General features: G+C 38.2%; 11 protein-coding genes. 5 read left to right on the top strand and 6 right to left on the bottom strand.

Translation table 11 applies throughout. From position 1 onward, the window contains the following. Positions 1-133 precede the first annotated feature (133 nt). Positions 134-760: an orotate phosphoribosyltransferase gene (gene pyrE, locus H6G57_RS06115; protein ID WP_190516903.1), complete on the top strand. Its 627-nt coding sequence runs from the start codon at positions 134-136 to the stop codon at positions 758-760. Between the two features lie 55 nt (positions 761-815). Then, on the top strand, positions 816-1,331 hold the full coding sequence (locus H6G57_RS06110; RefSeq protein WP_190516901.1) for a hypothetical protein: 516 nt from the start codon (positions 816-818) through the stop codon (positions 1,329-1,331). A 416-nt stretch (positions 1,332-1,747) separates the two neighbouring features. On the opposite strand, the gene yidD is transcribed toward H6G57_RS06110, so the two are convergent. From yidD to H6G57_RS06090, 4 genes are all read right to left on the bottom strand, one after another. Continuing rightward, complete coding sequence (gene yidD, locus H6G57_RS06105) at positions 1,748-2,140, bottom strand: membrane protein insertion efficiency factor YidD (RefSeq protein WP_190516899.1); 393 nt, start codon at positions 2,138-2,140, stop codon at positions 1,748-1,750. A gap of 71 nt (positions 2,141-2,211) precedes the next feature. Next, positions 2,212-5,580 (bottom strand): tubulin-like doman-containing protein, encoded by a 3,369-nt coding sequence (locus tag H6G57_RS06100; protein ID WP_190516898.1) that lies wholly within the window; start codon positions 5,578-5,580, stop codon positions 2,212-2,214. A 71-nt stretch (positions 5,581-5,651) separates the two neighbouring features. Then, complete coding sequence (locus H6G57_RS06095) at positions 5,652-6,533, bottom strand: VWA domain-containing protein (protein ID WP_190516896.1); 882 nt, start codon at positions 6,531-6,533, stop codon at positions 5,652-5,654. An 11-nt stretch (positions 6,534-6,544) separates the two neighbouring features. Further along, complete coding sequence (locus tag H6G57_RS06090; protein WP_190516894.1) at positions 6,545-8,104, bottom strand: ABC transporter substrate-binding protein; 1,560 nt, start codon at positions 8,102-8,104, stop codon at positions 6,545-6,547. A 605-nt stretch (positions 8,105-8,709) separates the two neighbouring features. Here H6G57_RS06090 and H6G57_RS06085 point away from each other — a divergent pair. Next, positions 8,710-9,474: a hypothetical protein gene (locus tag H6G57_RS06085; protein WP_190516892.1), complete on the top strand. Its 765-nt coding sequence runs from the start codon at positions 8,710-8,712 to the stop codon at positions 9,472-9,474. A gap of 120 nt (positions 9,475-9,594) precedes the next feature. Here the strand turns inward: H6G57_RS06085 and grrM are convergent, their stop codons facing one another. Further along, the gene (gene grrM / locus H6G57_RS06080) at positions 9,595-10,758 is read right to left on the bottom strand and encodes a cyclophane-forming radical SAM/SPASM peptide maturase GrrM/OscB (protein WP_190516891.1); all 1,164 of its coding nucleotides are present in this window, start codon (positions 10,756-10,758) and stop codon (positions 9,595-9,597) included. An 86-nt stretch (positions 10,759-10,844) separates the two neighbouring features. Further along, complete coding sequence (gene grrA, locus H6G57_RS06075; protein ID WP_190516889.1) at positions 10,845-11,186, bottom strand: GrrA/OscA1 family cyclophane-containing rSAM-modified RiPP; 342 nt, start codon at positions 11,184-11,186, stop codon at positions 10,845-10,847. A gap of 133 nt (positions 11,187-11,319) precedes the next feature. Between grrA and grrP the strand changes: the two genes are divergently transcribed. Next, positions 11,320-12,213, top strand: a complete 894-nt coding sequence (grrP, locus tag H6G57_RS06070; protein ID WP_199314017.1) for an extracellular substrate binding-like orphan protein GrrP — start codon at positions 11,320-11,322, stop codon at positions 12,211-12,213. 110 nt (positions 12,214-12,323) lie between these two features. Continuing rightward, complete coding sequence (locus H6G57_RS06065) at positions 12,324-12,905, top strand: superoxide dismutase family protein (protein ID WP_190516888.1); 582 nt, start codon at positions 12,324-12,326, stop codon at positions 12,903-12,905. The last annotated feature ends 244 nt before the right edge of the window (positions 12,906-13,149 follow it).

The following is a 13,149-nucleotide window of genomic DNA, read 5'->3' as shown; positions in this document are numbered from 1 at the left end:
AACCTGGATATATCCTATTCTAATTCTGAAGAAGTTGCAACTATTAATCTTTATCAAAAATCATAAATTTTTATAAAAGGACGCACTTTTTCCTGTAGAATAAAATCATGAACTAAATCCCTTCTCATCATCAATGGATCAACAACAACAGCAAGTCACTTTAAACGAGTCTGTCGCCACAACAGATTTAGCCACTTTGCGACAATGGTTACTGGATTTATTGTGTCAGTTAGCCTACAAAGAAGGAGATTTTGTCCTGTCTTCGGGTCAACAGAGTTCCTATTATATTAATTGTAAACAAGTCACTCTCCACCCTCAAGGCGCTGTAGCCATTGGCCGTTTATTATTAGCAATGTTACCCGAAGATACCCAAGCCGTCGCCGGATTAACCCTCGGTGCTGACCCGATTGTTTCGGCGGTAAGTGTGGTTTCAGCCTATGAAAACCAACCCGTTTTTGCTTTAATTATTCGTAAGGAAGCCAAAGGACACGGAACCCAAGCTTATATTGAAGGGCCAACCTTACCCCCCGGAACTCCAGTGGTGGTTTTAGAAGATGTGGTGACAACGGGACAGTCGGCGATGAAAGCCGTTAAACGCCTCCAAGATGCGGGTTATGCGGTAAATCATATTATTGCCTTAGTAGACCGACAACAGGGAGGCGGGGAACTCTACGCGGCGGAAGGCTTAGAATTTCATCGCTTATTTACAATTGATGACTTAAAAGCCCATAATGCTATCAACAACGAAGCAAAAATATGATATCCTCCTGATATTTCTAATTTTGCGACATACCATCCCTTCCCAAAAATTATCGATGAATAGCAAACATTTAATCGGGCCTGGATTTGCGCTGCTGTTAGGTACAGTGTTCCTGGGGGCTGCGGTTGCTAAGGAACTCACCGCAGACGAGAAAACAGTGGTTTGTAAACTCAAAGAAGTCGTTAAGGAGGCGGGAAGAGACGGTTATGAATTGGCATTTTGGCCCGTTGTCCGTAAAGGCCCACCAAAAGCCAACGCCCCTTTAACCATGCGGCTTGACCCTTCTATAGAATATTTATTTGTCGGCTATTGTGACGAAAATTGTAGCGATGTGAATTTGAGTATTAAAACCCTCGGCGGAGAAGTTTTACAGTCGGAGAAAGATACCTTATCGGTCATGACTTTTAAACCCCCCGAATTCAAAGATTATGAACTTAATCTCAATATGGCCACCTGTAGTGTTAAAGATGGCTGTGTTTATGGAATTGGGATTTTAGCCCCCAAAGGAGTTAAAGTTCCCCATGCTCCAGCTTTACCCAAAGAAATTGCTCAATTTGAGATTTGTAAATAAGCCCAGGGCTGTTTCCTTGTTTCTCTTCAAGAAAATTGAACTTAAAATCCAATTCATCGTAGGGGCGAGGCGCGCCCATTGGTGTTAACTTAGCCCTGAACTTGCATTTCGGGCTGAAAGCTCAAACCCGTTTTACGGGTTAAGAAAGGCAACTCTTGAGTCATCTTTAGATAACGTAGAGACCTTGCATGCAAGGTCTCTACAGCCCGAACTTGAGTTCATGGCTAACGTGGGTTAAGTTGACGGACTTTTGGTTACGCTGACCCCTGATTTGAACCTCTTAGGTTTGAGGAGTTGATGGGGGCGATCGCAACTACAAAAAAAAATCAACAAGGCTATAGTAGAAGGGTTGATATCTAATATCATCAAGATGATGCCAAAAATCTAACACATCAAGTTGGATGTGATTTTGAATTTTAACCACAATCACCTACATCACAATCAGGCCCATCACACCCTGTACAGCAATCTTCTAGATTAGGTTTGCAATCACAACCGGGCTGACAACTGGTTCGATTTTGACGTCGCTGTCGTTCTTCTTCTGTTTCACTTTTGAGAATTATATAAGCGTTTTTACAAGCTTTTAATCGTTTACGAGCTAAAGGAATTGCATCAATTATACCATATTTTGCAATCAATCTTTTGATATGTTGCGAACAAGAATCGCTATCATGTAAGACTCGATAAGCACAAGAAAAACCTTTACGGGGGGAGAGATATTTTTGATATCCTGTAATAGCTGCGATCGCAGTTTGATTGACGGCAATTGTTAAAGTATTTCCTAATAAATCTGTAACTGAGCTTTTCATAAAACTATCGCCTCACTTTTTCATTAACAATAAGTCAAGGACGGGATAGACCCGCCCTGAAGATCCATTTATTAAGAATTGAGAAATCGATTTAAAATGCGATCGCTCACTTCCTGACTCAAATTAAGCTGATTGGCTTTATTTTTAGCTGAAATTTGCAAAGCTTCTTCTGGCATTCCAATACCGGATAATTGAGTTAAATATTGCTCATATTCAACTTCTGCTGCACGGTTAGAAGGAGGTTCAGGCTGATCAGTTACACTAAACCCCAATTTATGATCTGTTGTCGCAGTTGGTTTAGGAGGAGTTGGGTTACTATTCGTTCCTAATTTATGTTCAGTGATGAATTCTTGAATAATAGTTCGTTCCCGTAAATATAGCGGATCGTTTGCACCAATTTTGCGATAAACCGTTTGCAGACGTTCTTTTAAGAAATCCTCTAACTGTTTTTTCAACTGCTGTTTTTGAGGTTCGGTTACAGCATTGTCTAATAATTCCTCTAACTGATGTTTAATCTCAGTTTTATCATCCTGACAATCTGGTAATTCCAAGACTTGAATAGCATCTTCCCAACTCGAAGATAAAGTAATCACATCCTCTCCAAGTGCAGTTTTTTTACGATAACGAATTACAGATTTTTGAGTGTTTTGGTTAATTTCTTCTTGGAGTAACCCAAAAGCTCGACTAACTAAAACTAACTCTTCTAGGGTAGGATCAGGTGGAACAAGATCCCAAAAAACAATATCTTTTTGCAAATGAACTGGGATGGGTAAATTTTGTTGTGTTTGTCCTTGCAGAATAGCTCGCTCTGCCCGAATTCGTTCCCCTCGCCATTTTTGATATTCTTGACGCAGAATTTTTGTTCCCGCTAAACAACGTAGGGAAAATCCACCGACTTCATGAACTGCTAAAATTTTATGACGTTCACGGTTAGATAAAGGCGCGATCGCATCTGTTTTAGTAAAGAATTTTTTCAGTAATTCTACCAGTTTTTGAGCATCAGGTTCAGTCGTTTTCTCACCACCAACAATTCCAGCTTGATGAACTTCGATAGGGTCAAATCTGCCTTGATAAATACTTGTATCCAAACGAACTAAAGGTTTAGATTTGTTGAATAATGACTCAATTTGCTGCTGTTGAACACCAGGATCTGGATACAATATCATAAACAGCTTACAAGCATCTAAATATTGATCTAACCCACTATGAGCAGGAGCATCTTTAATTGCTTTCTGGGTAATTTTAGCAACTTGTTGCTCAAATTGAGGATACTGACTCTGATCAAGTTTTTCGATATCAAACAATTGAAATTTTTGGTTTTGATATCGAGATTGTGTCCAAAACTTGGCTTTATTTATGTCTTTTATAATATCATCAGTGAGTTGTTTAAATAAAACATCTTTTCCATTCCAAACCATACAAAAATCACTATACAGTTCCTGAAGTTTTGATAGTTTACCCTGAAGATCTGCTCCCTTAAATAACTTCAATCCTAAAAATTCAAGACTATCAACTTTGTTTTCTTGTTGTTTGGCTAATTTTTGATATTTAGTTGATGAGGCTTTAACTTTTTGAATCCAACGATTTAATCGACTTTCTAAATCTTCAACACTTTTCACTAAATCGCGCAAAGTTTCAGCCGTAATCTGCCGAGATTTACGTTGTATTCCAGCTTTCAAAGAATCCTTTAATGCTTTTAAAGCTTCATCACAATGTCCTTTCATATCGCTTTCTTTTGTTGCTGACCAACGCTTGCTAAGTTCCTGAATAATTGAACACCTTTTATTGTATTCTGCTAATTTATCGTCTTCTTCAGTTTCCCAAGTTTTGTCACTAGCTTCCGTTTCTAAGGAAGCAAGCTCGCTATTAAACTTCTTCTTAACTCCTTCCAAAAATTTTATTAAATATTGAGAGCCATAATGGTTGTTTAAAAGATAATCACACACTTTGTTTTGTAATTTTTTCTTAGCCTCTGAGAACAACGTTTCTTGATTAATATACATCCGTTTAATATACTCTCCTTGATTAATTTGATCATCTCGTAAATTGTCCCGCTTAAATTGATTAACTTTGTTTTCCAGATACCTGTTAAATCGTAAAATTGTCCCTTCCTCCTTAGCAAAGGGGGGAATGTTCGGGAGTTGTGCCGTACACTCAAGAAGATGATCTCGACGAATTTCATCTTCTAAAGAAACGATAAATTCTTCAACTTTTTTTAGCAATCCTAAACCATCAACACTCATGACAATTTTCTTGATAATTTCTCCTTGAAGGAGTTCTAACTGTTTAAGCTCTTTGTCAACTTCGACAGCCATATTACTCGGAAGTCTAACTTCTTCTTTTAACCACCACTGATACAGTTCAGAAGTTAAACGGGAAGATAAATACTTGCGAATTGGATAAATTGGAATTTCAAGAGTAGAGATACCAAAACTATAAAAATTACGCGGGTAATTCCGTCCTATGGGTTGATTTTGGTTATTTTTATTAATCAGTGGTTGATCATTAACGGCTGCAATTTGAGCTCTAATATTATCTCGAACCGTGCGCTTATAGGAAGAATAGTCAGAAACTAAATCGAGGAAAATATTTTGAGCCATCATTTCCCGAATTTCATCAATGTCTACAGTAATTAATTGATTTTTTGTCTCCACAATGTACATAAAATCATAAGGGGGAAGCTTGTTAGTGATTTGATCAGTTGCAAACGGCCCATATTTAACTCGATACTCTGTATTGACATCATAAAAATAATTTAATTCCATTAATGCTGCATAACCATTTTCTTTGAGTCTCAGTCCTGCACCAACCCCTTGAAAAGCATCAGGCGAAGGAACAATTGCGGTGATTTCTAAACCATTTTCTCCTTGAAACCATTCCTTTAAGGAATAACCTAAATCAATTAGCATTCCACTTCCAGTTCCCCCTGAAATGGAAGCCACCACAAAAATATTCAGTTTCGGTTTTACAGGAAAAGTTTGACCCTCAATTGTGACATCATGACCTATATTAATTCTGTTTCTGGCATCTTGACATTTTTGTTGAATATTATTCCGGTTATAAAAAAAGGAAAAACGACCACAAGCCCGAATTTGACCTGCACCTTGTTGAGAAACTAATTGTTGAGGTTGTAACTCTGGGGGTAGCCATTCATGATACCAAGAATAGTTATTTTTCTGTTGAACAATTGCTTGAGCATCTTGCAACTTAACTTCCGACCAAAATTTCTCCATCGCTTCTAACGCTGGCCCTGCCATATTCGGGTCTTTAATTTTATAGTTTTGTTCAGTATCAATATGCAGAAACGATATCAGTGGAAAGTTAGCTAAACTTCCGTAGGATTCAACAATTAATCGCCGAATTCGAGTGATCACTTCTAAGCCTGTACCTCCAACCCCAATCACTAAAGTAGGAACAAAGTTTTTGATATCGTCAACCATGATTTTTACCCTTTTATAGTAAGTTAATAATTGTGATTTATTGATGCCAATAAATTGATGGTTAATAGCTGTTAACACCGGGCAAAAGGATTGCCCACTTCAAACAGCAGAAATAGAGGCGTTACCACTGTCCAAAATAGGGCATGGGAAAGTGCAATAATTCCTGAAAAATCAGCCCGAATCTTCATTGATTTAATTAAGCGATCTAAAGGAAGTAATAACATCCACATCAAGGATATGAATCCGAATCCTAAAAACCAAGGGGTAAATCGACTTCGATTAAATTGATTAAATACTTGATGGGTTAGGAGCTTTGAAATATTTTCTGGAGTCGCATTTAAAGCAATTCCTCCGGTTTGACTTGCCCAGTTTGAAATTTCAGGGGTAACGGGTTGACCCACAATTAAAAAGTTTAATTTTACCCCACTATTTCGAGCTTGATTAACGGTTGGTTCAGCTAAATCAAATTCTCCATCAGTAATAACTAATAATTTTGGACATCTGCCTGAGTTGTTTTTAAGTTGAGATAATCCATTTTCGACAACTAAATCAATATTGGTTCCGCCTCCAATTTGGGAATCTAAACCCGGTTTCACAACTTGCTCAATGGCTTGGTCAATTTCCTGGGGATTACTGGTAAATTGTTGTGTAATAGGAATCACTTGATCAGCAAATCCTGAAACCGATAAAAGGTTCGGTTCTGCTAAGGTGGCATTCTTAGCAATATAGGCTTTAACGGCATCAATTTCCTGCTGCATAACTGTTCCTGGGCCTCTAAAAACTTGGTTATAGGTACTGCTGCTCAGATCCAAGGCAATTTGAACTGTAACTAATTCTTGAAATAAAATCAGTTGAGAAGTCAGCAATGCTAAGACAAGGAAGACTGCGGTTAAAATTGCAGAGAACTGAAAAATTCCATAGCGCCAAAAAGGTTGATTGGGATAAAGTGGCATGGGTTCTCCTTTTATCTAATGGGTTTAAAGGCAAAAGATGAACCCTTTGGCCCCCCTGGGCTGCGTACCACTTCAACTAAAATCGGGTAAGCTTGGCGATCGCCTGTTGGTTCAAAAACCAATGCTTCTCCTGCGGTTTCTGAAGAAGATAAATTTGTATTTTTCAAGTTTTGCAATACTGTTGTTCGAGAAGCACCACTCGATAAAGTTTTAATTAAGGCTTGTGTGGCATCAAAACTCATCGCTGTTCGCCAACTGACGTCTCCTTGCCATCGCCGTTCGGCTCTTTTGGCGTAGTCGGTTTCAGCAACCCAAGGAACTGCTAAAATTAACCCCTCAACAGCATTGCTACCGGACGTTAGCGTCTCTGGACTATAGAGAGCATCTCCCCCTAAGAGTGTGAGGCGTTGTGAGGCAGGTTCGTTGCCCACCGCGCGTGCAACATTGATAGCCCTTGAGGTTGTATCTGTATTAGGAAATAAAACAATAGCTTGAGCTTGAGCCTGATTTTGAATCGCTTTAATCTCTTGTTCAGCATTAAATTCTGAATCATTGATATCAATAGTTTTAACAACTTGCCCACCCAACTGTTGGAACTTTTGAGCAAAGACTTGGTATAAACTATTGCTATAACTACTCTTAGGGTTATAAAAAATTGCGACTCTATCCAAAATTAAAGTCTTCCAAACATAGTTGGCTAACTTAGCCCCAGAAACCACATCGGAAGGCAGGGTTCTAAAAAAGCTATTTCCTGATAATTCCGTGCTGGTACTGGTGGGGGATACCATTGCTATTCCCGCCTTCTCGTATTCCACTAAGGCGGCTTTACTGGCATCACTACTGTTATGTCCTATCACCGCTAAAATATTGGGATGATTGGCAAGTTGTTGGGCAACTGTTGTGGCAATAGCGGGAGTATTACTATCGTTACCAATCATGATTTCTAATAATTGGTTGTTTAAGCCTTTAGAATCATTAAACTGAGTTTGAGCATCGGCTACCCCCCGCAAGATTTCTTCGGCGGAGGTCTCATTGGAATCAATAGGAACCACAACAGCTAAAACAAAAGGATTTCCGGTGTGACGGGCTTTAGCATTGTTAAAGTAAATTTGCAGTTCGGGACTGGTGGGATCACCGTCTACAGCTTTTTCAAAGTCTTTAATGGCTTGTCGATAATTCCCAGCCTTAAATTCCTTTATCCCATTCTCTCGATCAGGGTTAGTTTTTCCAATAAACATAACCTTTTCACCACTGCTACAACAGGGGGGAGGCGGTGGAAATGGAGGATTGGTAGTTGGTGGAGTCTCTGGAGGAACTTCTGGGGTTTGACCCGGTTTAAGCCACCACCACCCAGCACCTAAAAGGGCAGCTACAACTAAAACAGAAACAATAGGAGCAAATTTTTTACTTTTATTACCATTAGGCTGAGGTTTAGGTTGTATAATCCCCGAACGGGTGTTCTTACATTTAGGGTGGTCGCATTCATCTCCCTCATTGTCCATTTCTAAGTGCGACCCAGGGGGAATTCCAGTGCATTTCCAAGGGCCATTGGGATCTGGGCTGTTAGTCATCTGGTATTACCTTCATTATCTGAATAGTTGTCTGCTAACTAGGAAATCTGTGATGCTTGGGTTAGGAGTGCGGGGGTGCTTGAATGGTTCATAAAATCAATATCAAATGTCCTGATAAACAAGCTGGATCAAGAATGAAGTCAGAGAAGGTTAAAATGTGTTTTAAGTTGTTTGGCATTGTATAGAAAGGTAAAGAAGATCGGGTTAAGTTGAAGTAGAGGCGTTTTATCAAACGTCTGGTGCAAAGAAAGATAAGTCAAAACAGAATGGCTTCGCCTGTATAATGATTACTTAGGCGAAGGGTTTGAAGAGTTAGCTAACTGTTCTGCCTAGAGTGTAGCGGTTTGTATCCATTTTGACTGTCGTAAAAAGTAAGCAAAAAGTAAGTAAAAAGTAATATATTGCTTAAAATTGCGGTAAAATCTATTTCCCAAGATAGATTTTTATTGATCAGAGATATAATCTAGCCTGACCTTTGGAGGAGATTACAGATCTAATGACGCAAACCTCTTTTAAATAAGGTAGGTGTTCTGAACTGGAGACAAACAAGAAATTTCTATACTTCCGTTGACTTATTCCAATAAATTTTATAACCGCTTTGAAATATGACTGTTGATGAAGCTTTGGCAATTGTGGAAGTTGTTTTAGACGATCAATACCTCAATAAAGTTCAAGAATTAGTATTTCGAGAATGTTGGGCAGGACGTTCTTATGGAGAAATTGCGAATGACTCTGGATATGAGACTAATTATATTAAAGATGTAGGTGCTAAACTTTGGAAAAAATTATCAAAAGCTTTTGATGAAAAGGTTAAAAAAGAGAATTTAAAAGCGGTTATTAAACGATACTTTAAAAAACATCAGTCTACTGTAAATCATAACAGAGTTGATTTGAGTGGAGCTAGTTTAAACGATTATAGTTTGATAGGGGCTAACTTAAATATCACTAAATTTTGTTCTGGTTTCAGTGATTCAAATGTGTTCCAATCTGATCTTCAACACCCTATAACACCGGATGATGAAACACAAGAAAATAGAAATCAGTTTCAAAATAAAGGTCAACCTACCCTCAATCATCAAATCAATCAAGAGTTAGTGATGCAAGTTTCTTATCTGGTGACACAACAGTTAGAAGAAATTAGATGCAAAGAAAGACGCAGTTTAATAGAAAACTTATTTTGTTCCTATTTTGGTTGTTTAGATGATCAATTATACTTGTTCATCGAACAGTTATTACCATTATCTACTGTGGAATTAACACAATTTATTATACAATTGCCTCATTTATCCCGTGAAGAACTATTAACCAGATTAACAGAATTAAATGGCTCAAAAGTCAACACAGAAGATCCAGACCAGACCGTATTGTAATCTTGTGGGATAACGAAACATCCTCTGGGGATAACATCAGAAGTTCTCGAATTGTGCAATAATGATTTGCCTGAAATTTATTTCTGGGCTTAAATTAACACGCCTTGGTCTTAAATCTATTTAGGCTTGCTCTATATGATAGATTTTTTCTAATTCCTCTAAAATAACATCTGTAATAATTTGAGTCCGATAGCGACAAGCATGGGTTTCTGTAGAAATAAAGGTTCCATTTTCCCAATATTTGTTACTTCCTGCGCCACCCCCACAAACTCCGAAATATTGACAGGTTTGCTGACATTTTTCTACCCCTGCTTTCATATCGTGATAAATTTTATGGAATTTTTCGGTATGACAAACCGACTCCAAACTATCGGTTAATACATGACCTAAAATAAAATCTCCATAGTCTTTGGTTTTGACCGATAATAATTCGGGGTCAAAGGTTGAAAAATTCCCTTGATAATCAACACTAACAATGACAAAGGGAGAATTCATATCGGTTTTATCCAAACGACAATCCTTATAAATAAGGTTACAGAGGTTTTCAAATTCTCGGATTTTAAATTGTCCTTGATTTGCGGCGGTTAAATCCCAGATTCGTTGAATAAAAGCTTTATATCGGTCTTCAAGTTCTCGACTGGCTAGGGAAGAAGATTGATGAATTCCTTCTGTTTCTTCTAAATTAAACCCCACATCAGTCAGGTTATTTTCGATAAAAAAGTTAAAGATTTCATCGGGATAATCTAAGGATTGTTCGGTGAGGACAGCAATAATATAAACCGGAATATCATTTTTTTGTAATAGAGAAATTCCCCGCATCGCACTTTCATGACTTCCTGTGCCTTTACGGGTTTTACGATGAGCATCATGGATAAAATCAGGGCCATCAAGACTCACGCCAACTAATACATCATGTTTTTTAAATAAATCACACCATTTTTGATTAATTAAGGTGGCATTAGTTTGAATAGATTGCCAGATTTTATAAGATTTAGAATTATAGTTTTGACTCGCTTCTTCTATTAATTCAAAAGCTGATTCATAAAAAGAAATCGGAACAGCGAGAGGTTCTCCCGCGTGCCAACAGACGCTAAAATCATGCTGTACAAATGGACTCGTTAGAATGGTTTTAAAAATTGGATGAATTAAATCTAAAGATAATTGATTTTTTTGTTCTCGATTAGGTAAATAACAATAATCACAATCTAAATTACAAAAGGATGTTGTTTGCAGAACAACTAAATTAATCGGCCCAAAATCAGTAATATTAAAATCGGGAATCATAACCAAAAATATAAAATGAAACCGAGTACAATCGCAATTCAGTAACCAGGCTAAGACTTAAGGCCCTAAGCCTGATTCCCTAAACTCTAACGACGATTAAAGAAACCGCCCCCCCCATCAGCCCAACCTCCACCACCGCGACCATTTACCCAACCTCCACCACCACGACCATTTACCCAGCCTCGACCGTTACCATTAGCCCAACCCAGGCCAATGCCGATATTTGGGGGTAATTGTGCCAATTCAGAGAGTTGTTCTTGTTGAGCTTTCACTGTAGCCGATAACCGAGACAACCGTTGTTCAAGGGTGGTAACAGATTGTTCAGAAGATGAAGATGTAGGTGCAGTTTTAGCTTCTGCGACAGCAACATTTAAAGCTGAAAGAGATAAAATAAAACCGACAAATCCGGTGGGTGTTTGAATTTTCATGTCGTTGTGTTTACTGGGTGCTCTATTTTCCGGTCAATCTATTTTCTGTCAGGATTATATCTCATATTGCAAGAGTTTGCTATAATCTTACCATTATTCTCCAGCAGGTTAACCCAATTTTTGAGGCGTATCAATGATTAAAAAAACAGTGTTGACGGTATTAATGAGTTTAGGATTAACTTTGGGTTTTTCCTTAACCAGCCATGCAGAAACCGTTTTAGAACGGGCAGCACGGACGGGAACATTAACCGTTGGAACTTTAACGGAAGCTGTTCCTTTATCTTATGTGAATGATAAAGGTCAATTAGTCGGTTATTCGGTAGATTTAGTGAATTTAATTAAAGCACGGGTTGAAGAACAATTGGGACGCTCAATTCAAATTGATTTTGTCACAATCACCCCTGAAAATGCAATGGTGAAGATGGAGGAGAGAGAAATTGATTTAGCTTGTAATGTCGGTTTTACTTGGAATCGGGATTTATTTGTTGATTTCTCTGTGCCTTTAGCTAGAAGTGGTACAACCCTTTTATTAAAAGCAGGAAGTAGTTTAGGTTCTCCCGAATCTTTACAGGGTAAACGCATTGGTGTGTTGCCTAAAACCATTGCAGAACAGGTGATTAAATTGGTTCAACCTAATGCAACGTTTGTTCCAATTTCTACCTTGAAAGAAGGATTTGAAGCTGTTAATTCCGGGAGTATTGATGCCTTAGCATCCGATATGATTGCTTTAGAAGGATATCGTCAAACCGTCAGTCAACCTAATGCGTTTATGACCACCGTTAATCAACCTTATAATCGAGAAGGGATTGCCTGTATCGTTCCTGAAAATAACTCTAAATTCTTGGATATTGTCAACTATTCAATTATCCGACTCATGCAAGGCTATCTTGATGGGGAAGCGAGTTCTGTTGAACTTGTTAATCGTTGGTTTGGCCCCCAGGGAATTATAACTGTTGACCCGAAGTTAATTCAAGATTATTTTACAGAGGTCGTTAACTCCAGAGAACAAATTCGGATTAGTAGATAATACAGAAAAACCTAAGACTTACTAGGGGGTTAAATAGGTATTACCCCCTATCCTTTGTTAAAATCAGATTTAATATGATAAACTAACATTATTCTTGATGAGAAAATCCAATGGCAATCCTAAAAAAGATCGGTTCTCTTTTCTGGGGATGTTTATTAATCTTGGTGTTTCTAGTGAGTTGTACTCAACCCAATATTTCAGAAGCGACTAATGCTTTAAAAGCTGAGGCTGCTGTTCAGGGAACTTCAGAATCACAGTTATCAGGAACAGTAACCTTAACGCAAATTCAAACCGACAATATTTTACCATTAGTCCAGGTTCAAGCCGAAATTAGCGGTTTACCTGCTAATACAAAACATGGCTTTCATATTCATCAAAAAGGCAGTTGTGAACCCGATTTTAACGCGGCTGGCGGTCATTTTGATCCAGGGCCTTTTGGAGACACAAATCCTGATGCTAACCATCCGTTTCACATGGGAGATTTACCCAATTTAGTGGCAGATGCGAATGGAAAAGCCGTGTTAACTTACACCACAAATCGGGTGAGTATATCCCCAGGGCCATTAAGTTTATTTGATCAAGATGGTAGTGCATTTATTGTTCATGTTGATGAAGATCAAGGTACAACGGGAGTAAAAGGTGGTGCTGGAGGCGGACGTTTAGGCTGTGGAGTCATTAAGTTAAATGCTTAGTTTTTATCTGATTACAGCCGAGATTAGATCCCCCTAAATCCCCCTTAAAAACGGGGACTTGGTAGGATCTTTATCCCCTTTTTTAGAAGGGTTAAGTAGGATATTTCTTACTAAAAAAGTGGGACTTAGATCTCTTGTTCCCCCTTTTTTAAGGGGGGTTAGGGGGGATCACTGACTTTAGTTAGGATATAGACTGATACTAAAATCAAAATTTTTGTCCCTCTTTTTTCCCAATTCTTTATTC

Origin of the sequence: Planktothrix sp. FACHB-1365 (assembly GCF_014697575.1) — a bacterium.
Taxonomy (GTDB): domain Bacteria; phylum Cyanobacteriota; class Cyanobacteriia; order Cyanobacteriales; family Microcoleaceae; genus Planktothrix.
The sequence above is the reverse complement of the archived record's forward strand: the minus strand, read 5'-3'. Positions and strand labels throughout refer to the sequence as shown.

Bases quoted from the DNA above. Each gene is read 5' to 3' on its own strand.
- yidD (WP_190516899.1), bottom strand. From the start codon at position 2,140: ATGAAAAGCTCAGTTACAGATTTATTAGGAAATACTTTAACAATTGCC.
- H6G57_RS06090 (WP_190516894.1), bottom strand. From the start codon at position 8,104: ATGACTAACAGCCCAGATCCCAATGGCCCTTGGAAATGCACTGGAATT.
- H6G57_RS06065 (WP_190516888.1), top strand. From the start codon at position 12,324: ATGGCAATCCTAAAAAAGATCGGTTCTCTTTTCTGGGGATGTTTATTA.
- H6G57_RS06110 (WP_190516901.1), top strand. From the start codon at position 816: ATGAATAGCAAACATTTAATCGGGCCTGGATTTGCGCTGCTGTTAGGT.
- H6G57_RS06100 (WP_190516898.1), bottom strand. From the start codon at position 5,580: ATGGTTGACGATATCAAAAACTTTGTTCCTACTTTAGTGATTGGGGTT.
- pyrE (WP_190516903.1), top strand. From the start codon at position 134: ATGGATCAACAACAACAGCAAGTCACTTTAAACGAGTCTGTCGCCACA.
- grrM (WP_190516891.1), bottom strand. From the start codon at position 10,758: ATGATTCCCGATTTTAATATTACTGATTTTGGGCCGATTAATTTAGTT.
- H6G57_RS06095 (WP_190516896.1), bottom strand. From the start codon at position 6,533: ATGCCACTTTATCCCAATCAACCTTTTTGGCGCTATGGAATTTTTCAG.
- H6G57_RS06085 (WP_190516892.1), top strand. From the start codon at position 8,710: ATGACTGTTGATGAAGCTTTGGCAATTGTGGAAGTTGTTTTAGACGAT.
- grrP (WP_199314017.1), top strand. From the start codon at position 11,320: ATGATTAAAAAAACAGTGTTGACGGTATTAATGAGTTTAGGATTAACT.
- grrA (WP_190516889.1), bottom strand. From the start codon at position 11,186: ATGAAAATTCAAACACCCACCGGATTTGTCGGTTTTATTTTATCTCTT.